Annotated in this window: 15 protein-coding genes and 3 pseudogenes; 16 read left to right on the forward strand and 2 right to left on the reverse strand. The window is 50.5% G+C overall.

What is annotated here, in order from left to right:
- The first annotated feature begins 6 nt into the window (after nucleotides 1-6).
- The 4 genes and pseudogenes from lnt (at nucleotide 7) to EB241_RS21160 (ending at nucleotide 4,514) form a co-directional block, all read left to right on the forward strand.
- Nucleotides 7-1,539, forward strand: coding sequence for an apolipoprotein N-acyltransferase (lnt, locus tag EB241_RS14380; protein WP_124233815.1), 1,533 nt, complete (start codon nucleotides 7-9; stop codon nucleotides 1,537-1,539).
- A 1,198-nt stretch (nucleotides 1,540-2,737) separates the two neighbouring features.
- Entirely contained in the window at nucleotides 2,738-3,913 is a 1,176-nt protein-coding gene (locus EB241_RS14385) for a hypothetical protein (protein ID WP_124233816.1), read from the forward strand.
- Nucleotides 3,914-4,033: 120 nt separating this feature from the next.
- Nucleotides 4,034-4,321, forward strand: a pseudogene (locus EB241_RS22060) (transposase zinc-binding domain-containing protein); the annotation flags it as partial.
- Nucleotides 4,322-4,325: 4 nt separating this feature from the next.
- Nucleotides 4,326-4,514 (forward strand): hypothetical protein, encoded by a 189-nt coding sequence (locus EB241_RS21160; RefSeq protein ID WP_199737372.1) that lies wholly within the window; start codon nucleotides 4,326-4,328, stop codon nucleotides 4,512-4,514.
- Between the two features lie 54 nt (nucleotides 4,515-4,568).
- Here EB241_RS21160 and EB241_RS14395 read toward each other — a convergent pair whose 3' ends face one another.
- Entirely contained in the window at nucleotides 4,569-5,051 is a 483-nt protein-coding gene (locus tag EB241_RS14395; RefSeq protein WP_124233817.1) for a zinc ribbon-containing protein, read from the reverse strand.
- Between the two features lie 213 nt (nucleotides 5,052-5,264).
- Here EB241_RS14395 and leuS point away from each other — a divergent pair, with 213 nt between their 5' ends.
- From leuS to EB241_RS21900, 6 genes and pseudogenes are all read left to right on the forward strand, one after another.
- Entirely contained in the window at nucleotides 5,265-7,847 is a 2,583-nt protein-coding gene (gene leuS / locus EB241_RS14400; RefSeq protein WP_124233877.1) for a leucine--tRNA ligase, read from the forward strand.
- 14 nt (nucleotides 7,848-7,861) lie between these two features.
- On the forward strand, nucleotides 7,862-8,458 hold the full coding sequence (gene lptE, locus EB241_RS14405; protein WP_124233818.1) for an LPS assembly lipoprotein LptE: 597 nt from the start codon (nucleotides 7,862-7,864) through the stop codon (nucleotides 8,456-8,458).
- Nucleotides 8,455-9,486: a DNA polymerase III subunit delta gene (holA, locus tag EB241_RS14410; protein WP_124233819.1), complete on the forward strand. Its 1,032-nt coding sequence runs from the start codon at nucleotides 8,455-8,457 to the stop codon at nucleotides 9,484-9,486. Before lptE ends, holA begins: the two co-directional genes overlap by 4 nt.
- Nucleotides 9,479-10,135, forward strand: a complete 657-nt coding sequence (gene nadD / locus EB241_RS14415) for a nicotinate-nucleotide adenylyltransferase (RefSeq protein ID WP_124233820.1) — start codon at nucleotides 9,479-9,481, stop codon at nucleotides 10,133-10,135. The genes holA and nadD overlap by 8 nt, the downstream gene beginning before the upstream one ends.
- A gap of 730 nt (nucleotides 10,136-10,865) precedes the next feature.
- A pseudogene (locus EB241_RS14420) lies at nucleotides 10,866-11,987 on the forward strand (chitinase); the annotation flags it as partial.
- Between the two features lie 1,023 nt (nucleotides 11,988-13,010).
- A pseudogene (locus EB241_RS21900) lies at nucleotides 13,011-14,132 on the forward strand (chitinase); the annotation flags it as partial.
- 122 nt (nucleotides 14,133-14,254) lie between these two features.
- On the opposite strand, the gene EB241_RS14430 reads toward EB241_RS21900, so the two are convergent.
- Nucleotides 14,255-14,584, reverse strand: a complete 330-nt coding sequence (locus EB241_RS14430; RefSeq protein ID WP_124233822.1) for a hypothetical protein — start codon at nucleotides 14,582-14,584, stop codon at nucleotides 14,255-14,257.
- Nucleotides 14,585-14,907: 323 nt separating this feature from the next.
- Here EB241_RS14430 and rsfS point away from each other — a divergent pair, with 323 nt between their 5' ends.
- The 6 genes from rsfS (at nucleotide 14,908) to dacA (ending at nucleotide 21,221) form a co-directional block, all read left to right on the forward strand.
- Entirely contained in the window at nucleotides 14,908-15,225 is a 318-nt protein-coding gene (gene rsfS, locus EB241_RS14435) for a ribosome silencing factor (RefSeq protein WP_124233823.1), read from the forward strand.
- 3 nt (nucleotides 15,226-15,228) lie between these two features.
- On the forward strand, nucleotides 15,229-15,699 hold the full coding sequence (rlmH, locus tag EB241_RS14440) for a 23S rRNA (pseudouridine(1915)-N(3))-methyltransferase RlmH (RefSeq protein WP_124233824.1): 471 nt from the start codon (nucleotides 15,229-15,231) through the stop codon (nucleotides 15,697-15,699).
- Between the two features lie 31 nt (nucleotides 15,700-15,730).
- Nucleotides 15,731-17,635 (forward strand): peptidoglycan DD-transpeptidase MrdA, encoded by a 1,905-nt coding sequence (gene mrdA, locus EB241_RS14445; protein WP_124233825.1) that lies wholly within the window; start codon nucleotides 15,731-15,733, stop codon nucleotides 17,633-17,635.
- Nucleotides 17,636-17,637: 2 nt separating this feature from the next.
- On the forward strand, nucleotides 17,638-18,750 hold the full coding sequence (gene mrdB / locus EB241_RS14450; protein ID WP_124233826.1) for a peptidoglycan glycosyltransferase MrdB: 1,113 nt from the start codon (nucleotides 17,638-17,640) through the stop codon (nucleotides 18,748-18,750).
- Nucleotides 18,751-18,761: 11 nt separating this feature from the next.
- The gene (rlpA, locus tag EB241_RS14455) at nucleotides 18,762-19,877 is read left to right on the forward strand and encodes an endolytic peptidoglycan transglycosylase RlpA (protein WP_124233827.1); all 1,116 of its coding nucleotides are present in this window, start codon (nucleotides 18,762-18,764) and stop codon (nucleotides 19,875-19,877) included.
- Between the two features lie 132 nt (nucleotides 19,878-20,009).
- On the forward strand, nucleotides 20,010-21,221 hold the full coding sequence (dacA, locus tag EB241_RS14460; protein ID WP_124233828.1) for a D-alanyl-D-alanine carboxypeptidase DacA: 1,212 nt from the start codon (nucleotides 20,010-20,012) through the stop codon (nucleotides 21,219-21,221).
- Nucleotides 21,222-21,296 lie beyond the last annotated feature (75 nt).

Here is a 21,296-nt window from a genome sequence, read left to right on the forward strand (position 1 = left end):
TCCCCAATGGCTATTGCCTCTTTTTATCAGCGCCAGCGAGTGCGTTTGCTCCTGGCGCCAGTGACAGGTGCCATCGGCACGCTGGCTTTTTCACCTTATGATTTCTGGCCAGCGGCGCTGATTTCACTGTCCGGCCTGCTGGCCTTAACGCTCAATCGCTCCACCCGACAGGCCACGGCCATCGGCTTTATGTGGGGTTTCGGCCTGTTTGGCAGCGGTGTTAACTGGGTATATGTCAGTATCGCCACCTTTGGTGGCATGCCTGATGCGATTAACGTGTTTCTGGTACTGCTGCTGGCGGCGTATCTGTCGCTGTTTACTATGTTGTTCGCTGCCCTGCTCAACCGTTTTTTTCCCCGAACGTCGCTGCTGCGTCTGGTCGTGGCCTCGCCGGTGTTGTGGCAAATCACTGAGTTTATGCGTGGCTGGATACTGACCGGTTTCCCATGGTTACAGTTTGGCTACAGCCAGATTGACGGTCCACTGAAAGGCCTTGGACCGCTGACCGGGGTTGAAGGGATCACTTTCGTGCTGATGATGGTGTCTGGCCTGGCGGTTTACGCTGTGGTAAAACGTCATCTGATGACTGCCATCGCCGCAGTGGCACTGCTGCTTTTGCCGTGGCCGTTACGTCACATCGGCTGGTACCAACCGTTGCCAGAGCGTGAGGTCAACGTCGCGCTGGTTCAGGGAAATATTCCACAGTCAATGAAGTGGGACCCCGAACAGTTGCTCAACACACTGCGCACTTATACCTCTCTCAGCCGCCCCTATCTTGGTAAAGCACGGCTGATTATCTGGCCGGAATCCGCCATTCCAGATCTGGAAACCAATCAGCAGCCCTTTCTGAAATCTGTCGATGAAGCATTACGTGCCAGCAGTAGTGGCCTGATCACCGGGATCGTTGATTCGAGGCTGGAGAATAATCGCTACCACGATTACAACTCAATTATTGTTCTCGGCGACGACAAACCTTACGATTACCATAACAACAACCGCTATCAGAAAAATCATCTGGTCCCTTTTGGTGAGTTTGTGCCACTGGAAGCCCTGCTGCGCCCGCTAGCCCCTTTCTTTGATTTGCCCATGTCTTCGTTCAGTCGTGGCGCTTACGTCCAGCCACAACTGAAGGTTGCTGGTTACAATCTGACTGCGGCAATCTGCTATGAAATAATACTTGGGCAACAGCTCAGGGACAATTTCCGTCCTGATACTGATTTTCTGCTGACTGTCTCTAACGATGCCTGGTTTGGCCACTCGATCGGTCCGTGGCAGCATTTACAGATGGCACGAATGCGCGCACTCGAGCTGGGTCGTCCGCTACTGCGTGATACCAATAATGGTGTCACTGCGGTAATAAACGCTGACGGCAATACCGAAAAGATGATACCGCAATTTAAGACAGAGGTTCTGGAAACCCGGGTCGTGCCAACCCGTGGAATGACACCCTATGCCCGCTTCGGAAACTGGCCGGTGTGGCTAATTACGATACTTTGTGGTCTGGTGGCGCTTATTAGCCGCTGGTATAAACGCAGCTAAGCAAGTTATTAAGCCGGAGCGCCAGCAGCCCGGCTTTTTTATTGCTCACTGCAGCGGTGAGCGGGAGCAGCAACCGTTTTCAGCCCGGCCTTATTACTTTTACATTAACAGATTAGGCAGAAACTTTTTAAGGCTTTTCCCGTTTCTTTTGGGACGAAATCAATACCACCTTCTGCAACAGCAGATGTTGATTCCCTTTTCTCTCCACGCCCGTCATATGAATAAAGAGTTTACTGAAAAATAGGCTATCTTTATTGCAAATAATGCAGAAAATATTCCGTTTATTATCCCTGTGGCGAAACTGAGAGCGTTCTGGTTAACACCTGGGAGCATCCTTAAACGAACCGGACAAAAAGGGCATAACTTTTTGGCTTACTTCTGATACTAACAAGCACTGCCGCCGGGAGAGATAACCCGCACAGCACTGTATGCACAAAGAATAGCCAGACTCCAGCCAGCGTAATGGAAGCGAAAAAGCCACAGGACGCATAATACAGGCGACGATAAACGGGAGTGCAACCATAATAACGTTGCGCCAGGAAACAGGATTTACGCATCTTTACCGGCAAGTAAAGTCCATCCAGCAATGACCTTTTTGCTAACCAGCAGCCCGGTTACACGGAAATACCTTATAAAAAGCGTTAATTATTTGGAAGTTTATCCCTGTCCCGGTTTAAACGTTAAGCACTTTTTCTTAACATCTCAATTTTTAATAATCTTATTTGAACACTGTTCTCGCCTTTTTTTATCCCCATTAAAAAAACCAACAACGCATATCAGGATTGCGTCACACATTAATTTATTAATTAATCCGTACCTTTAAGGCATGCATGTACACTTATTTGTTAATAAGGAAATAATAAATGAACGTAGCACCCTTACAGGGTGAGCGTCACGGCTTCGCCGTTCCGATGCTTTGCATGTACCTGAGTCCCACTTTATACTCAGCACCATGTATATCCCGCGCCCCGCCAGACGGCTGGATTTTATCCCCCGATAAATCCGGCGACAGCATGACCCTCTGGATCAACCTCTGCGTTGAGCACATATTAGCCCGTGGGATTGCCAGCATGGGCGTTCGACGATACTAATGTGTCCTACTCAATGGCGCTTTGAACCGCGAAAATAAGTACACAGCGTTATCATTTTAGGGGTAAACTAACAGCTTTCTATTAATGACCTCAGGGAGCTATATTCAATGCCATCCATTAATTCATCTCACTCAGCACATTTTTCTTCAATTACCTTACCCGATCCGTTGTCTCAAGAAAAAAAGGTCGCCACAGATAAAAATGCTTTCAAAGAAAACATGATGCGCGACATTGCGACACTCAAAATAAATGGCATAATTTTTAATAAAAAACAAAACCAGCTATTGAACAGTGACACATTAATGAATGTTAACCCGGCTAAGCTGACCAATATTCAGGACATTGTTACTCCAGGTGAAGAGTATATGTTTGAGGATTTGATAACTGGAAATAAAACAATAGTGGATGTTGCTCGGTGTATCATGATTGCTGAAGAAATCACCATGCAAAAAGGAGCCAAAAATATTAGTTTTGAATGTGGTGCAGTATCATCAGGAAATCTCACAACCTCCCCTCTCACCGCCGAAAATTATCAACAGGGTATGGCTTTCCTTCTGAGTTGTAAGACCAAACATTGCGACTTCCCGGGTGCTGCAGGAGGAAATTATCCGTTAGCAGAATATTTATCAAATGATGGAATTTCTATAAAAATAAATGATAAACACAACGATTTCATCGGACACTTTAATGTCTGGAAGCTAGATTCTGGCGATTTTTGTATCGGCACCGTCGCCATGAAAAATAATAGCAGAAAAAGCGATTACAGCCCTAAAAACCTTAAACATCTTTTGTTAAGCCAGGCAGTTAACCTGCTTGAAAATAATCAAGGGGCACAAAGAGTATTGATTGGTATGGGAGGACATAATATGAAAAATATTCTCCCTGACAGCTTTAACCAAAACAGCAAGGGGTATAAGGTGTTGGGACGATTACGCCATGCTGAAAACCACAGTTTCCCACAGGGAGACGTAAAAACATTAGAGAGAATCACAGGCATGGCAGTCTACGACAAGGAAATAAATATTAACAATCAGGAAGCTATTGGCATGCAAGAGAATCAAAGAAAAGATTTCAAAAATGCTCTTATTATCCTGGACAGAAATAACGAAAATGCCAGAGATAGTGATGGCATCGCGCAGGCAAAAAAAATTCTTCAAAATTACGAAGACAATAATAACCTGACCGAGGATCAGAAATTCTACCGCGAATTAACAATGATGGAAGCAACAGTCAAGAAGCGGATTCGAGCTCAATTTTGGGCGACTCAAAAAAAATCGGATTAAATGTATTAGTCTCGATGGTTAGTAATCTCAAACGCATTTTTTGGGCTTCCTGAGAGCGTAGCACGCCTGCGAAGCTTCGGGCATTTGCATGACCGGAGCTCCGCTTTATATTCTGCTGCCATGTGCATCCCACGCCCCGCCAGACGCCTTTCCACCGTCGATGACGGCTGGAACCGCTACCTCGAAAAACACGGCGACAACGTAGCCAGTGGACACGCCTCTGCGTTGAACGCATGCCTGCCTGTGCCACCTGCGCCATGGGCGTTCGCCGCTACTGCTGTGCATCACCGCACTGCACCCACTCCCGCTTATTCTGCCAGAGCTGTAAGTCAAAGGCATGCAGCGCCTGCGACATGAAGTCCACTGAGCATGTAGATCGCTGAGCAACAGCACATTCTTCCAGACTGCAGAAATGAAAGAAATAACCGGTGCCGCGAATGGCTATTACGAAAAGGTCAACGGGAACCCTGGCGACCACAGCGCATGGGCTAACCGTTGGTTCGAGGCTGGCAAAAATGCTTATAACAACCGGGGGAAAATCGTGGCTACTCCGGTAAAAGTAACGCGCTTTAATTTAAAGAAATCCATTATTATTTTTTAGGTTTAAAGGGCAGCCTGACATTTTATGTGGCTGCTCTTTTATTTATGATGATGTTTATGGCGCGAAAGGGAGCCGCTGGAACTGATCGTTGCCGCATTCCGGGCAGCGGGTCAGGGTTTCCGGGGTGTAAATCGCACGGGCGAACTGACATTTTTCACAGACCAGATTGCCAAGCCCCACCACTTCACCACTTTGATAGACACCGTGGTGGTTTAGATCCTGAAAAACTTCACGCCATTCCAGCTGGCTTTTATCGGTAATGTCCGCCAGCTCCTTCCATATGCTTTCACGAATAATGCGCATAAACACGCTGTCATCGCTGTCGTTCCGGTTTTCAGTGTAGCTACGGGCAAACTCTTCCAGATCACGGCGCACAGCTCTGGCGACATCATCAATCTGACCTCGTGTCAGCTCACCGCGGTTATTCATTCGTTGGCGGGCGTTTTCAACCAGCGCATCAATATCGTGGTCGCCTTTGTTGATCCTCTCAGTCAGAGATGACACCAGTTCGTGATAATACTGAGCAACCTTGTTCATTTTTCCCTCCGGCCGTAGCCTGTTAATCACGTTTTCAGTGTAGCGTCGATCCTGTGATGGCGAAGAGCGGACCATGAAATTTGCCAGATATCTTCCAGCTTGCAGAGAAATCCCCCGCGACTGCCCGGATACTGTTGTTGCGCCGGGGCCGAATCAGCTATGCTATGCCGATCAGAATAAATGCGTAAAGTTTACAAAGGACCACTGGCTGCCATGCAAGAGCAATACCGCCCGGAAGAGATAGAATCCCAGGTTCAGAAACATTGGGACGAGAAGCAAACGTTTAAAGTCGTCGAAGAGGAAGGTAAAGAGAAGTATTACTGCCTCTCCATGCTGCCCTATCCTTCTGGCCGCCTACATATGGGCCACGTCCGTAACTACACCATTGGTGACGTTATTTCCCGCTACCAGCGTATGCTGGGTAAAAACGTGTTGCAGCCCATTGGCTGGGATGCGTTCGGCCTGCCAGCAGAGGGGGCTGCGGTCAAAAACAACACGGCGCCTGCCCCCTGGACCTATGACAATATCGCCTACATGAAAAACCAGCTTAAACTGCTGGGTTTTGGCTATGACTGGAGCCGCGAACTGGCAACCTGTCAGCCAGAATATTATCGCTGGGAGCAATGGTTTTTTACCCGCCTTTACGAGAAAGGTCTGGTCTACAAAAAAACCTCTGCCGTTAACTGGTGCCCTAATGACCAGACGGTGCTGGCCAATGAACAGGTGATTGAGGGCTGCTGCTGGCGCTGTGACAGCAAAGTGGAGCGCAAAGAGATCCCACAGTGGTTTATCAAAATCACTGACTATGCTGATGAGCTGTTAAGCGATCTGGACACGCTGGAAAGCTGGCCGGAACAGGTCAAGACCATGCAGCGTAACTGGATAGGCCGTTCTGAAGGTGTTGAGATCACCTTTGACGTCGCTGACAGTGATGAAAAGCTGACCGTCTACACCACCCGCCCGGATACCTTTATGGGAGCCACCTACCTGGCCGTAGCTGCGGGGCACCCACTGGCCGCACACGCTGCGGTCAGTCAACCCGCGCTGGCCGATTTTATCGCTGAATGCCGTAACACCAAAGTGGCTGAAGCGGAAATGGCCACCATGGAGAAAAAAGGCATGGCAACCGGGACGTTTGCGATTCATCCACTGAGTGGTGAAAAGCTGCCGGTGTGGGTCGCTAACTTTGTGCTGATGGAGTATGGCACCGGCGCGGTAATGGCGGTTCCGGGCCACGACCAGCGTGACTGGGAGTTTGCCACTAAATATGGCCTGCCTGTAATCCCTGTCATTCTGAATGCCGATGGCAGCAAACCCGATGTGCGCGAATCAGCGATGACCGAGAAAGGCACGCTGTTTAACTCCGGCGAGTTTGACGGCATGTCATATGAAGATGGCTTTAATGCGATCGCCAACAGGCTGGGCGAACAGGGCGTCGGTGAACGCAAGGTCAACTATCGCCTGCGCGACTGGGGCGTATCGCGTCAGCGCTACTGGGGCGCGCCAATTCCAATGGTGACCCTTGAAGATGGTACGGTGATGCCAACGCCAGACGATCAGCTACCGGTGATCCTGCCGGAAGATGTAGTAATGGATGGCATTACCAGCCCTATTAAGGCCGATCCACAATGGGCCAAAACGACGGTCAATGGCCAGCCTGCCCTGCGCGAGACGGATACTTTCGATACGTTTATGGAATCATCCTGGTATTATGCACGCTACACCTGCCCGGATTACGATAAAGGTATGCTTGATCCGGCCGCGGCTAATTACTGGTTGCCGGTCGATCAGTATGTCGGTGGTATTGAACACGCCATCATGCATTTGCTCTACTTCCGCTTCTTCCACAAACTGCTGCGGGATGCCGGACTGGTCACTTCCAATGAACCAGCCAAACGCCTGCTGTGCCAGGGTATGGTTCTGGCTGATGCCTTCTACTATCAGGGTGTGAATGGCGAGCGTAACTGGGTTTCTCCGGTGGATGTTACCGTAGAGCGCGATGAGAAAGGCCGTATTATCAAAGCCAGCGACGCGGCCGGTCATGAACTGATTTATGCCGGCATGAGCAAGATGTCGAAGTCAAAAAACAACGGCATTGACCCTCAGGTTATGGTTGAACGTTACGGCGCGGATACCGTGCGCCTGTTTATGATGTTTGCTTCTCCGGCAGAAATGACTCTGGAATGGCAGGAATCCGGCGTTGAGGGTGCGAATCGCTTCCTCAAGCGTGTCTGGAAGCTGGTTTTCGAACACACTGAAAAAGGCCAGACGGCTAAGCTGGACATTGCAACGCTGAATGATGAGCAGAAAGCCTTGCGTCGCGATTTGCACAAAACCATCGCTAAAGTATCGGATGATATTGGCCGTCGTCAGACGTTCAACACTGCGATCGCGGCGATTATGGAACTGATGAACAAGCTGGCCCGCGCTCCGCAAGAAAGCGAGCAGGATCGCGCTCTTGTCCAGGAAGCGCTGCTGGCGGTGGTGCGCATGCTCTATCCATTCACGCCGCACGCCAGCTTTACGCTGTGGCAGGCGCTGGGTGGTGCTGGTGATGTGGACAATGCGGCATGGCCAGAAACTGACGAAACGGCGCTGGTCGAGGATTCTCTGCTGGTGGTGGTGCAGGTCAATGGTAAAGTACGTGGCAAAATTACCGTCGCGGCCGACAGCACGCAGGAACAGGTTCAGGCTCGCGCTGCACAGGAGCATCTGGTCGCCAAATATCTTGCAGGCGTTACCATACGTAAAGTGATTTACGTACCGGGTAAGCTGCTGAATCTGGTGGTGGGTTGATGTCAGGAGGAAATGTGCGACATCCGATAACAGTATTGCTGGTGAGTCTGGCGGTGTTGATCACCGCCGGGTGTGGTTTTCATTTACGCGGAACCACCTCGGTCCCACCAGAGATGAAAACCCTGATTGTCGACTCTGGCGATCCTTACGGGCCACTGGCTCGGGCAGTACGTGAAGAGTTACGTCTCAATAATGTGACCATTCTGGAAAAACCAGGTATGCGTAAGGACGTCCCGTCACTGCGTCTGGGAGCGGAAACACAACATCAGGATACAGCAACTATCTTCCAGGATGGAAAAACGGCCGAATACTCTCTGATGATGACCGTCAGTGCACAGGTACTGGTACCGAATAAGGGCATCTATCCTCTCAGTGTTACGATCTACCGCTCGTTCTTCGATAACCCGCTGGCCGCATTGGCGAAAGACTCTGAACAGTCGATTATTGTTAGCGAAATGCGGACACAGGCGGCACAACAGCTGGTGCGTAAGCTGCTGACGGTTCATGTTGCGGAAAACGATGCATCGGTCAATACGCTGGGTCCTGTACCAGCGGCACCTGAAGTTATCTCACCAGGTTCCACGCTGTCGAACAGTTCTTACGCCAGATGATCAGGATTTATCCTGAGCAACTCGGTGTGCAGCTCAACGAGGGGCTGCGCACCAGGTACCTCTTCACCGGCAATGACCCCCTGCTGCTGCAGGAATCTCAGGATGCCGTAAGATCGGCGGCCCAACCACAGGGATTCACCGAATACTTCAGCACTGAGATTGATGCTCACACCGACTGGCAATCGATTTTCAGTACCTGTCAGACAATGAGCCTGTTTGCCAGCCGAAAGATCCTGTCGCTGGCATTTACAGAAAACGGTCCCACCGCAGCCATGGCAGAACAGCTAATAACGCTGTCAACCCTGTTGCACAACGATATCCTGCTGCTATTGCGCTTGCCTAAACTCACCAAAGCACAGGAAAACAGCGCCTGGTTTAAAGCACTCAGCCAGAATGCCGCGCTGGTGCCCTGCCAGACGCCTGAGCACGCCCTGCTGCCCCGCTGGGTTGCCAACAGAGCGAAAAGCATGAAGCTGGTGCTGGACGATGCCGCCATTCAGCTGTTGTGTTACTGTTATGAAGGCAATCTTCTGGCACTCAGTCAGGCGATTGAACGCCTGTCGCTGATGTGGCCGGACGGCAAGCTGACCCTGCCACGGGTTGAACAGGCAGTCAACGACGCGGCACATTTCACACCGTTTCACTGGGTTGATGCCATGCTCGCGGGAAAAAGTAAGCGCGCGCAACACATCCTGCGGCAGTTGCAGTCGGAGGGGTGCGAGCCGGTAATTTTAATGCGCACCCTTCAGCGTGAACTGATGCTGTTGCTGACGCTGCAACGACAGATGCATGCCACCCCGTTGCGCACGCTGTTTGATCAGCACCGTGTCTGGCAAAACCGGCGTTCGCTGTTCAGTGAAGTCCTGCAGCGCCTGTCAGCAAAGCAACTGGCTCAGTCAGTCCATCTCCTGGCAAACACTGAACTGAGCCTGAAGCAGGATTATGGCCACAATGTCTGGCCGGAACTGGCGACGCTGTCACTGCTGTTGTGCAGCAGTTCATTTCCTGAGGATTTCTGCCATGTCTGACCACAGAAGGCTACAGGCGTTATTTGGCGGCACCTTTGATCCTGTGCATTATGGTCATCTGCATCCCGTCAGGGCACTGGCAGAGCAGACCGGACTGCAAAAAATAACCCTGATGCCCAACAATATCCCGCCACACCGGCCCCAGCCTGAGGCCTCTCCCGCCCAACGGGTGACGATGCTGGAGCTGGCTATTGCTGGCGACCCGTTGTTCGATATTGATTTACGCGAAATGCAGCGCACCACGCCGTCCTATACCGTTGAAACCCTTGCTGCGCTGCGAAAAGAACGCGGTAAATACCAGCCTCTGGGATTTATCATTGGTCAGGATTCTCTGCTCAACCTGCACCAGTGGTACTGCTGGCAGGAATTACCTGACTATTGCCATTTGTTGGTTCTTAAACGTCCAGGCTACCCTGAGACGATGCAGACACCGGCACTGGAGGAGTGGCTGCAAGCACATCGGACAGAGGATATTTCCCGTTTGCATCACTCCCCCTCCGGCTGCGTTTTTCTTGCTGAAACATCACTGCTGCCTGTCTCAGCGACAGAGATCCGCGCACGGCGTCATGCTGGACTCCCCTGTGAGGGGTTACTCCCGGCTACGGTGATCGAATGGATTGATCAACAGGGGATATATCCAGCGTTATAAAAGTAATCCCGCATGTTGCAGAATTCTCATCGGCCGCTTCTTATTCTTACCCCCTTATCATTTCTGTTGATGCCAAATAGCTTCAATATTTCAATTAATTAATAGCTAATTATTCGACTTCAGATCGGGCTCCCAGCATTGTATTACCACACCATATTAATGGTGATGGAACCTCTTTATATCTATGGCAGGTTAGCCTGAGGAATTAACAGAAATGGATATTAAAAAGATTAATCGCTGTAAAACGCTGCTGATTGCCGGCTGTATTGCCTTGTCTTTCAACGCGCTGGCTTACGATTTATATAATCCCCAACAGACCTATAATGCAGGTACGTATGTCACACTCAACGGGAATGACTATCTGGCAAAATGGTGGGTGGGTGCCGGTCAGCGGCCTGATGCGGTTGTGGAAAATCCCTGGGATTCACCGTGGCAAAAAATTACCGATAATCCAGAATCATCAACGCCGACGGAGCCAGAAGATCAGGATAGCAATGATACCGATACTGTGCCGCCTGCAAGCACTGATTATTCACCTTATCAGGCCGGTTCTACTTATCAGTCAGGTGATATTGTCAGTAACGGCGGTAAAAACTACATCTGCCTGAGCGGCGTCGCGGCATGGTGTAGCGGCAAGGCTGCCGCTTATGAACCAGGGGTTGGCTTCGGCTGGGAATCCGCATGGAAAATCTACAGCGGCGAAGATAATGAAGCCGACGCTGAAACGCAGATGACGTTATCCCGTGCCGATTTGGAAAAAGCAGAAGCAGAACTGACCAGTGGCGAAATGATGCTCGCTGTGAAGGAATCGATCGCCACCCTGGATAATGACTCGGTTGAGAAAATCACCGCTGGCGCAGTAACCAACCCGGATAACGTAAAGCGGGTGGAAAGCATTATTGACGCAGCACGCTGGGATTATCTTTTTGCGAGCCGTGATGCGGCCTACACCTATGATAATTTACTAAAAGCCGTAGGTAAGTTTCCCCGTCTTTGTGGCGATTTCAGCGACGGACGAGATGCCGATCTGATTTGTCGTACCACGCTTGCGACCATGTTTGCACATTTCGCGCAGGAAACCGGTGAGCATAATATCCACAGCGATATCCCGGAATGGCGCCAGGGCCTGCACTGGGTAAGAGAAATGGGGTGGGTGGAAGGACAACCTAACGGCTATAACGGCGAGTGCAATCCTGACACCTGGCAGGGTAAAGCATGGCCATGTGGCAAAGACAGTAACGGTGACTACCTGAGCTATTTTGGCCGTGGTGCTAAACAGTTAAGTTATAACTACAATTATGGTCCTTTTTCTGAAGCCATGTTTGGTGATGTTCGCGTCCTGCTCGATCATCCTGAACGTGTGGCGGATACCTGGCTGAACCTGGCCAGTGCGATTTTCTTCTACATTTATCCACAGCCGCCCAAACCCAGCATGCAGTTTGTGATTGATGGAACCTGGCAGCCTAATGATTATGATAAGGCAGCCGGCCTGGTTCCGGGCTTTGGTGTCACCACACAGATTATTAACGGTGGGGTGGAATGTGGCGGTAGCCAGGAAATTGCTCAATCCCTTAACCGTATTAAATATTATGAAGCCTTCGCCAAAGAATTAAATGTTCCGGTGGGTGCGGATGCCGTTCTGGGTTGTAAAAATATGCAACAGTTCTCCGAGAGAGGCGCCGGTGCCATTCCGGTTTATTGGGAAGAGAGCTGGGATTACAATGCAGCTAATCCTGGTGGTAAGAGCTATGCCTGTAAACTGGTTGGGTATCAGACAGCCTGGAGTGCTTTCAAAAAAGGCGATTATATCGGCTGTGTAAAAGAGCATTTTCCTGACCTGGTAATTACTGATTAATCTCTAATTATAATTTATTTTTGGGCCATGAAATATTGTTGAGTTTGCCCCGTTTAACTCATGGCCTTTTTTTACTGCGTTCAATCGTTAGCCACCTCTTTTAGCTGTCTGGATGCCTGCCTGCGGTTAACACAAGGCTGTCCTTTGCTTATTGCTTATTGCTTATTGCTTATTGCTTATTGCTTATTGCTTATTGCTTATTGCTTATTGTTTATTGTTTGTTGTTTATTGTTTATTGTTTATTGTTTATTGTTTATTGTTTATTACAAAATAAGAGTAAAACATTTATTTTTATGAGAAATATCATAAAAAATAAAAACTCAGAAAAATTCAGAATCTTCATTTTTTATCATTATTAATTTGCCAATCTTTCCGCGCAATTAAAAAATAAACCCAGCCCCCACTGAAAAAGAAAAACACGGTTTCAACGGGATGTAAACAAACATTCCATTGAAAATGTGGGGAGCGCAAACTGTATATGCGGAATATTTTAAAATGAAAAAAGAAAAAATGATGGTAAAGAAGCTGCTTGTAGCAGGCTGTATTGCACTGTCTTTTAATGCCTTTGCTTACGAGTTATACAATCCACAACAAAGTTATTCTGCGGGGGCATATGTCACCCTTGATGGCAAAACCTATCTGGCCAAATGGTGGGTAGCTGCGGGCCAGCGCCCGGATGAGGTGGTGGCGAATCCGTGGGATTCACCGTGGGAACTGGTCAGTAACGACGGTGGCTCTGATGTGAAACCCGATCCTGCACCACAGCCAGACCCGGAGCCTGAACCAGAGCCGGAAGTAACACCTTCTGATTACCCTCCTTATCAGGAAGGCACGGCTTATAAATCGGGCGATATTGTCAGTAATGCTGGCAAAAATTATCGCTGTAAAGAGGGCGTTGCGGCGTGGTGCAGCGGCCTTGCACTGGCCTATGAACCGGGTATTGGTCACGGCTGGGAATCTGCCTGGTCAGTCTATCGTGGTGACAGCGATGACGGTGGCAATGAACCGGCAGAAGCGGCGATGGAGATATCGCAAAGTGAACTGGATAAAACAGAATCTCAGCTGACCAGTAGCGGAATGATGAAGGATGTCATGACCTCTGTCGCCACGCTGGATAATGATCGGGTTGAAAAAATCACTGCGGGCGCAAAAGATAATCCGGGGAATGTCAGACGAGTGGAAAATATTCTTGGCGCAGAACGCTGGGATCATCTGTTTCCCCATCGCGATCCTGCTTACACTTACGATAATTTCCTGAAAGCCGTTGGCAAATTCCCTCGCCTCTGCGGTGATTTTAGCGATGGTCGTGATGCGGATCAGATTTGCCGCAAAACCCTTGCGACCATGTTTGCCCACTTCGCACAGGAAACCGGCGAGCATAATGTTCACAGTGATATTCCTGAATGGCGTCAGGGCCTGCACTGGGTGCGTGAGATGGGCTGGGTAGAGGGACAACCAAATGGCTACAATGGCGAATGTAATCCTGATACCTGGCAGGGCAAAGCCTGGCCTTGCGGCAAAGACAGCAATGGGCGCTATCTGAGCTACTTTGGTCGGGGGGCTAAACAACTTAGCTACAACTACAATTACGGTCCTTTCTCAGAAGCGATGTTTGGCGATGTCAGTGTGCTACTCAACAAGCCTGAACTGGTGGCTGACACCTGGCTCAATCTTGCCAGCGCCATCTTCTTCTACATCTATCCACAGCCTCCAAAACCCAGTATGCAGTTTGTCATCGACGGAACATGGCAACCTAATGTCCATGATAAAGCAGATGGTCTTGTGCCAGGCTTTGGTGTGACAACACAGATTATTAATGGAGGCGTGGAGTGTGGTGGCAGCGTTGAAATTGCTCAGTCGCTCAACCGCATTAAATATTATGAAGCCTTTGCAAAAGAGCTGAACGTACCGGTTGCTTCTGACGAGGTGCTGGGTTGTAAAAACATGAAACAGTTCTCTGAAAGTGGTTCCGGTGCACTGCCCATCTATTGGGAGCAAGACTGGAGCTATAACGAGAAAAATCCGGGAGGAAAAAGCTATGCCTGCCAGCTGGTTGGTTATCAAACGGCCTTTACCGCATTCAGGAAGGGTGATTACACACAGTGCGTAAAAGAACATTTTCCTGACCTGGTGATCACAGACAAGTGATAAACAGCGGCGGAAGAGATTATGCCTCTTCCGCCTTTATTCTGTTTATCAGACGTTGGGGTTGATAAACACGATGACAGGTTTTCGCTTCCAACAGGATGTTAATGCACCCTGATTTATTTCGTTTCAGATATTCCCCCGCGCCATAAGTAATAATAAGGTTTAGCATTAGAAGATGATGGCACGTTGCCAACGGGAATCGGGCAGTCCTCTCCGGCAGGCAAAAAAGACAGGCGGTCAGGAACAACGTTCATCAACGCTCCTCCTGGTACAGGTGATACAACAGGTAACATGACCACGGGGGAAGAACAGAGATGCTCATAAACGACGAAGATTTCTGGCATTATGCGGTGCAGAGCAGATTGGTATAAACGATAGTGGCATCCGCACAGAACGGAAAAAACAGGTGCTGTGATTTGCGTGTCCTTTAATATAACCTTGGACATTATTGACACCGATCTTGAGGCTGTTATCCTTCGCTGCCGTACTGATTGCACCATCAAAAATGCCGACAAACCATGTCACCAGAGCCCGTGAAAAGTCGGGCTGAAATGGGGTAATCAGCTTACTGATTTTGTGCCATAGCACACCTTAGGACACGGCGTTTTACTGCAATTTGTGGCGACGAGTTTGCCCAAAACTGTCTGGCCATAAAATGATGCTGGTGGCGCAGGCGGGATCAAAGATAGCGCTGTGAATAACCCTCGAATAATGTCGAACGTTACGTCATAGTCCATTGAAATTCATTCAAAAATAAAAGGGGAACCTTTTGCAAGGTCAAGCACTCCAAGATTTCGTCATCGATAAAATCGACGATCTGAAAGGCCAGGATATTGTCTCTGTTAACGTTCAGGGCAAATCCAGTATCACAGACTGCATGATTATCTGTACCGGTACGTCAACTCGCCATGTGGCCTCAATTGCCGATCACGTTGTACAGCAATCCCGTGCTGCGGGTCTGAAACCCATGTCAGTTGACAGCAGAGTCTCAACAGATTGGGTGGTGGTCGATCTCGGAGACGTGATTGTTCACGTCATGCAGGAAGAGAGCCGTCGCCTGTACGAACTCGAAAAACTCTGGAGTTAATGCGTGAAGTTGCAGTTGGTTGCTGTCGGTACCAAAATGCCAGATTGGGTGCAAACCGGGTTTATGGAGTACCTGCGACGTTTTCCCAAAGACATGCCTCTGGAGCTGAGCGAAATTCCTGCCGGAAAACGTGGGAAAAATGCCGATATCAAACGCATTCTTGAAAAAGAAGGTGAGCTGATGTTGGGGATAGTTGGTAAAGGCAACCGTATCGTTACGCTGGATATTCCAGGCCAGCCGTGGGAAACACCGCAACTGGCTCATCAGCTGGAACGCTGGAAACAGGATGGACGTGATGTCAGTTTACTAATTGGTGGACCGGAAGGCCTCTCTCCTGCCTGCAAAGCTGCCGCTGAACAAAGCTGGTCACTCTCTGCGCTGACCCTGCCCCATCCGCTGGTTCGGGTGCTGGTGGCAGAGAGCCTGTATCGCGCCTGGAGCATCACCGCAAACCATCCCTACCACCGTGAATAAGCCAGAACAACCGGATACCCTGAAGCAGCGGATGAAATTACAGCGCAACTTTTTTCGTGACTACACAGCTGAGCAGACACTGTTCGTCCGGCGGGCACTGGTCGCCTTTTTGGGCATTTTTTTGCTTTCAGCGATCCTGGTGTTCAATCTTTATCACCTGCAAATTATCCGTTATAACGACTACACCACCCGTTCAAATGTAAACCGTATCAAGCTGGTGCCGGTGGCGCCCAGCCGCGGTATTATTTATGACCGTAGTGGTATTCCGCTGGCGCTTAATCGCACCATCTACCAGATTGAGCTGGTGCCTGAAAAAGTGGAAAACCTCGAAAAAACCCTGCTGGCATTACAGCCGATAGTCAACCTGAGCGGTGAGGATCTTGCCGCCTTTAAAAAGGAGCGCAAACGCTCCCGGCGCTTCTCCTCCATTGCGGTGAAAACCGGTCTGAACGACGAGGAGGTGGCACGGTTTGCCGTTAACCAGTACGCCTTTCCCGGCGTGGAAGTGAAAGGCTACCAACGTCGTTACTATCCGTACAACTCGGCCCTGACTCACGTACTGGGCTATGTCTCCAAAATTAACGATCGTGATATTGACCGTCTGGACAAAGACGGCAAATTACCGGATTACGCCGCCACGCATGATATCGGCAAATTGGGAATTGAGCGTTATTACGAGGATATTCTGCACGGTAAACCGGGCTATGAAGAAGTTGAAGTCAATAACCGTGGTCGGGTGATCCGCCTGCTGCATGAGCAGCCCCCACAGGCTGGTCAGGATATCTGGCTTACCATCGATTTAAAATTACAGCAGTACATTGAAACATTGCTGGCCGGCAGTCGTGCGGCGGTCGTGGTGACCGATCCACGTAATGGCGATATCCTGGCAATGGTTTCCATGCCAAGCTACGATCCAAACCTGTTTATTGACGGCATCAGCAGCAAAGACTACAACACCCTGCTTAACGATCCTAATCGCCCACTGATTAATCGCGCCACCCAGGGGGCCTATCCTCCGGCCTCCACGGTTAAACCTTATATCGCCGTATCGGCCCTGTCCGCCAACGTGATCAACAAAAACACCAGCCTGTTCGACCCTGGATGGTGGCAATTACCCGGTTCGGAAAAACGTTTTCGCGACTGGAAACACTGGGGACACGGGCGGCTCAACGTGACGAAATCGCTGGAAGAGTCCGCCGATACTTTTTTCTATCAGGTTGCCTATGATATGGGTATCGATCGCCTGTCAGAATGGATGCGTAAATTTGGCTATGGCCGCCTTTCGGGCGTCGATCTGATCGAGGAGACGCCGGGCAATATGCCAACCCGCGAATGGAAAATGAAACGCTTTAAAAAGCCCTGGTATCAGGGTGATACTATCCCGGTAGGCATTGGTCAGGGCTACTGGACTGCCACGCCGTTGCAAATGAATAAAGCAATGATGATCCTGATCAACGACGGTATCATCAAAACACCTCACCTGATGGCTTCCACACGTGTCAACAGTGTAAAAGTGCCTTTTCAACAGCCAGAGTCGGCACCGGTAGCGGATATCCACTCCGGTTACTGGGAGATAGCCAAAGATGGCATGTATGGCGTGGCTAACCGGCCAAATGGCACCGCGCGTAAGAGTTTTTCCGACGCGCCATACAAAATTGCCGCCAAATCAGGTACGGCTCAGGTGTTTGGTCTGAAAGCCAACGAAACCTACAACGCCCACAAAGTCGCTGAATTACTGCGGGACCATAAGCTGATGACGGCCTTTGCCCCTTACGACAATCCCCGCGTGGCGGTCAGCATTATCCTTGAAAACGGCGGTGCCGGTCCGGCGGTCGGCACCATCACTCGTCAGATCCTCGACCATATTATGCTTGGGGACAACAATACTAACCTGCCGGACGCTGAGCCAGTCCCCTCCGGCTATGAAGGTGAATAACCATGAATGACCGTCATCAGAAACGCACTATCTGGACCCGAATTCATGTCGATCCGACGTTTTTTATTCTGATTGCCGCCTTGCTGGTCTACAGCTCGTTGGTGATTTGGAGCGCCAGTGGCCAGGATCCGGGTATGATGGAACGTAAACTGGGACAGATTGCGATGGGTACCGTGGTGATGCTGGTGATGGCGCAAATTCCACCAAGGGTTTATGAAGGCTGGGCTCCCTTTTTGTATATTTTTTGCGTCATATTGCTGATTGCAGTGGACGCTTTTGGACATATCAGTAAAGGCGCACAGCGCTGGCTGGATCTGGGCGTGGTGCGTTTTCAACCTTCAGAGATAGCCAAAATTGCCGTGCCGCTGATGGTTGCGCGCTTTATCAATCGGGATGTCTGTCCTCCCACCCTGAAAAATACTGCCATTGCGCTGGTGCTGATTTTTATGCCAACGCTGTTGGTCGCCGCTCAGCCAGACCTGGGAACCGCGATCCTTATCGCCGCGAGCGGACTGTTTGTGCTGTTTCTGTCCGGCATGAGCTGGCGGCTAATCATCGTAGCGGTGCTGATTGTCGCAGCATTTATTCCGATTCTGTGGTTCTTCCTGATGCACGATTATCAGCGCAACCGTGTGATGATGCTGCTCGACCCCGAAACCGATCCGCTGGGTGCCGGTTATCATATTATTCAGTCAAAAATCGCCATCGGTTCTGGCGGTCTGCGCGGTAAAGGCTGGCTGCATGGAACACAGTCGCAGCTTGAGTTTCTGCCGGAGCGTCACACCGATTTTATCTTTGCCGTGCTGGCAGAAGAGCTGGGATTAGTTGGCGTGCTGCTGCTGCTTGGCCTCTATGTATTGTTGATTATGCGCGGCCTGATGATGGCGGCACGCGCACAAACCACCTTTGGCCGGGTAATGGCAGGAGGATTAATGCTGATATTTTTTGTCTATGTTTTTGTAAATATTGGTATGGTAAGCGGGATCCTGCCGGTCGTCGGCGTTCCGCTGCCGCTGGTCAGCTATGGCGGTTCCGCCCTGATTGTGCTGATGGCCGGATTTGGCATAATTATGTCAATTCACACCCACCGAAAACTGTTATCAAAAAGCGTCTGAGAGGCTTAAACATGCGTAAGGACTGGCTCTGGATTGGCCTGGCTACAGCTCTGCTGGCAGCCTGTAGCACCACCGAACAACAGGCACCCGCGCCAAAACAGTCGGCCTATAATGGCCCGGTGGTGGAGATTGGTGGTGAAGAACCGCGTTATGAACCGCTGGCGGCGGGAGCCAATCAGGATTACAGCATCAATGGCAAAAAGTACCGTATCGTAAAAGATCCGTCGAATTTTAGCGAAACCGGACTGGCGACCTGGTATGGCGATGAAGCCAAAGGCAACCGCACCGCCACCGGCGAACAATTTGACCCCGACGCCCTGACCGCCGCCCATCCGACACTGCCGATACCAGGCTATGTCCGTGTGACAAACCTGGCCAATGGTCGCCAACTGGTGGTACGTATTAACGATCGTGGGCCTTATACCGTCGGACGGGTTATCGATTTATCGAAAGCAGCGGGCGATCGCCTGAATATTTCCAATAACACCCGGGTGAAGGTGGATTATATCAGTGTTGCACCTGATGGTTCGCTGTCCGGGCCGGGTACCATCGGTACACGGGTTGCCAAACAAAGTTACGCCCTGCCAGCACGTCCTGACATAGGCGGCGGCATGGTGGTGATGGGCGCTGGCGCTGCGGCAGGTGAGCAGAAACAGCCTGCCGTAATACAACAGCAGGAACCGGCATCACGCCCGGTTGATAACCGTAGCCTGACCAGCGACAGCACCCTGGGTGCGCCGGTTAGCAGCGATGGCTTTCTCGGTGCCCCACAGCCACTGCGTAATGGCGTGCTGGAAAGCAGTGAACCTGCGCCAGTAACCGCTCAAACAGCGGCTACGCCTGTCGCCTCCGTCCCCGCTCCGGCTGCCTCAGCGGCCCCTGCCTCAGGCGGTACAGGCTGGGCCGTGCAGGTTGGTGCAGTCAGCGATCCCGCCCGCGCCCATGAGTTATTAAACTCGCTGAGCAAAAAATTCGGAGTGACGGGAAGCGTGGAAAATCACAATAACGTTTACCGCGTACAGCTGGGACATTTCAGCTCCCGTCAGCAGGCCAGCGCACTGCAACAACGCCTCGCCAGCGAAGCAAACCAGCCCTCATTTATCACGGCCGCCCCCGGAAAAATGTAATGTTACTCCGGCAGCCGTTGCCGATTGATGGATTGTTAATCGGTTGCTGATAAAGACGGATGCCGGACAGAACTGCTTTTGCTATAGTGAGTCACTTTTTTTAACCTAACCTCGGATGCTGTCGTCCTGAACATGAACACTCTCACCTTTCGCCCACTGCTCAAACGCCTGACGGCAGCTTCACTGATTGCCCTCAGCCTGACCACCTTTGCTCACGCCGATGACATTAACATCAAAACGATGATCCCCGGCGTACCTGACATTGATGCTGAAGCCTATGTGCTGATCGACTACAACTCTGGCAAAGTACTGGCAGAGAAAAACGCCGATGCGCGCCGCGACCCGGCCAGCCTGACCAAAATGATGACCAGCTATGTCATCGGCCAGGCGGTAAAAGCGGGGAAAATTCATCAGGAAGATATGGTGACGGTAGGCAAGGACGCCTGGGCAACCGGTAATCCGGTATTTAAAGGCTCGTCGCTGATGTTTCTGAAGCCGGGAGATCGCGTACCGGTATCACAACTGACCCGCGGTATCGTGCTGCAATCCGGTAACGATGCCTGCGTGGCAATGGCCGATTATGTCGCAGGCAGTCAGGATGCTTTCGTTGGCCTGATGAACAACTATGTAAAAGCGATCGGCCTGCAAAACACGCATTTCCAGACCGTTCATGGTCTGGATGCGGATGGGCAGTACAGTTCAGCACGCGATATGGCGCTGATTGGCCAGGCCCTGATCCGCGATGTGCCAGATGAATACGCTGTCTACAAAGAGAAAGAGTTCAGCTTTAATAACATCCGCCAGCTGAACCGCAATGGTCTGTTGTGGGACACCAGTTTGCAGGTTGATGGTATCAAAACCGGCCATACTGATGCCGCAGGTTATAATCTTGTCGCCTCCGCAACCGAAGGTCAGATGCGGTTGATTTCGGCCGTGATGGGCGGCCACACCTACAAAGGTCGTGAAACCGAAAGTAAAAAACTACTGACCTGGGGCTTTCGCTTTTTTGAAACCGTTGCACCGCTTAAAGCCGGTAAAGAGTTTGCCTCTGAGCCAGTCTGGTTTGGTAACAGCGATCGTGTACAGCTGGGGGTTGAAAAAGATCTTTATCTGACCATTCCGCGTGGGAGAATGAAGGATCTGAAAGCCAGTTACACCCTGACCAATACCGAGCTGCATGCGCCACTGGCTAAAAATCAGGTCGTGGGCTCGATCAACTTCCAACTGGACGGTAAAACCATTGAACAGCATCCGCTGGTGGTGCTCAATGAAGTACAGCAAGGCGGTTTCTTTGGTCGTATCGTTGATTATATCAAACTGATGTTCCATCACTGGTTTGGTTAATCCTTGCGTATATCAAACGGCTCAGAGATGTATCGGTCTTGATTTAGCCGCAGATGCGCCCCATATTAAGTTGAT

Source organism: Erwinia psidii, assembly GCF_003846135.1.
In the GTDB taxonomy this organism is placed as follows: domain Bacteria; phylum Pseudomonadota; class Gammaproteobacteria; order Enterobacterales; family Enterobacteriaceae; genus Erwinia; species Erwinia psidii.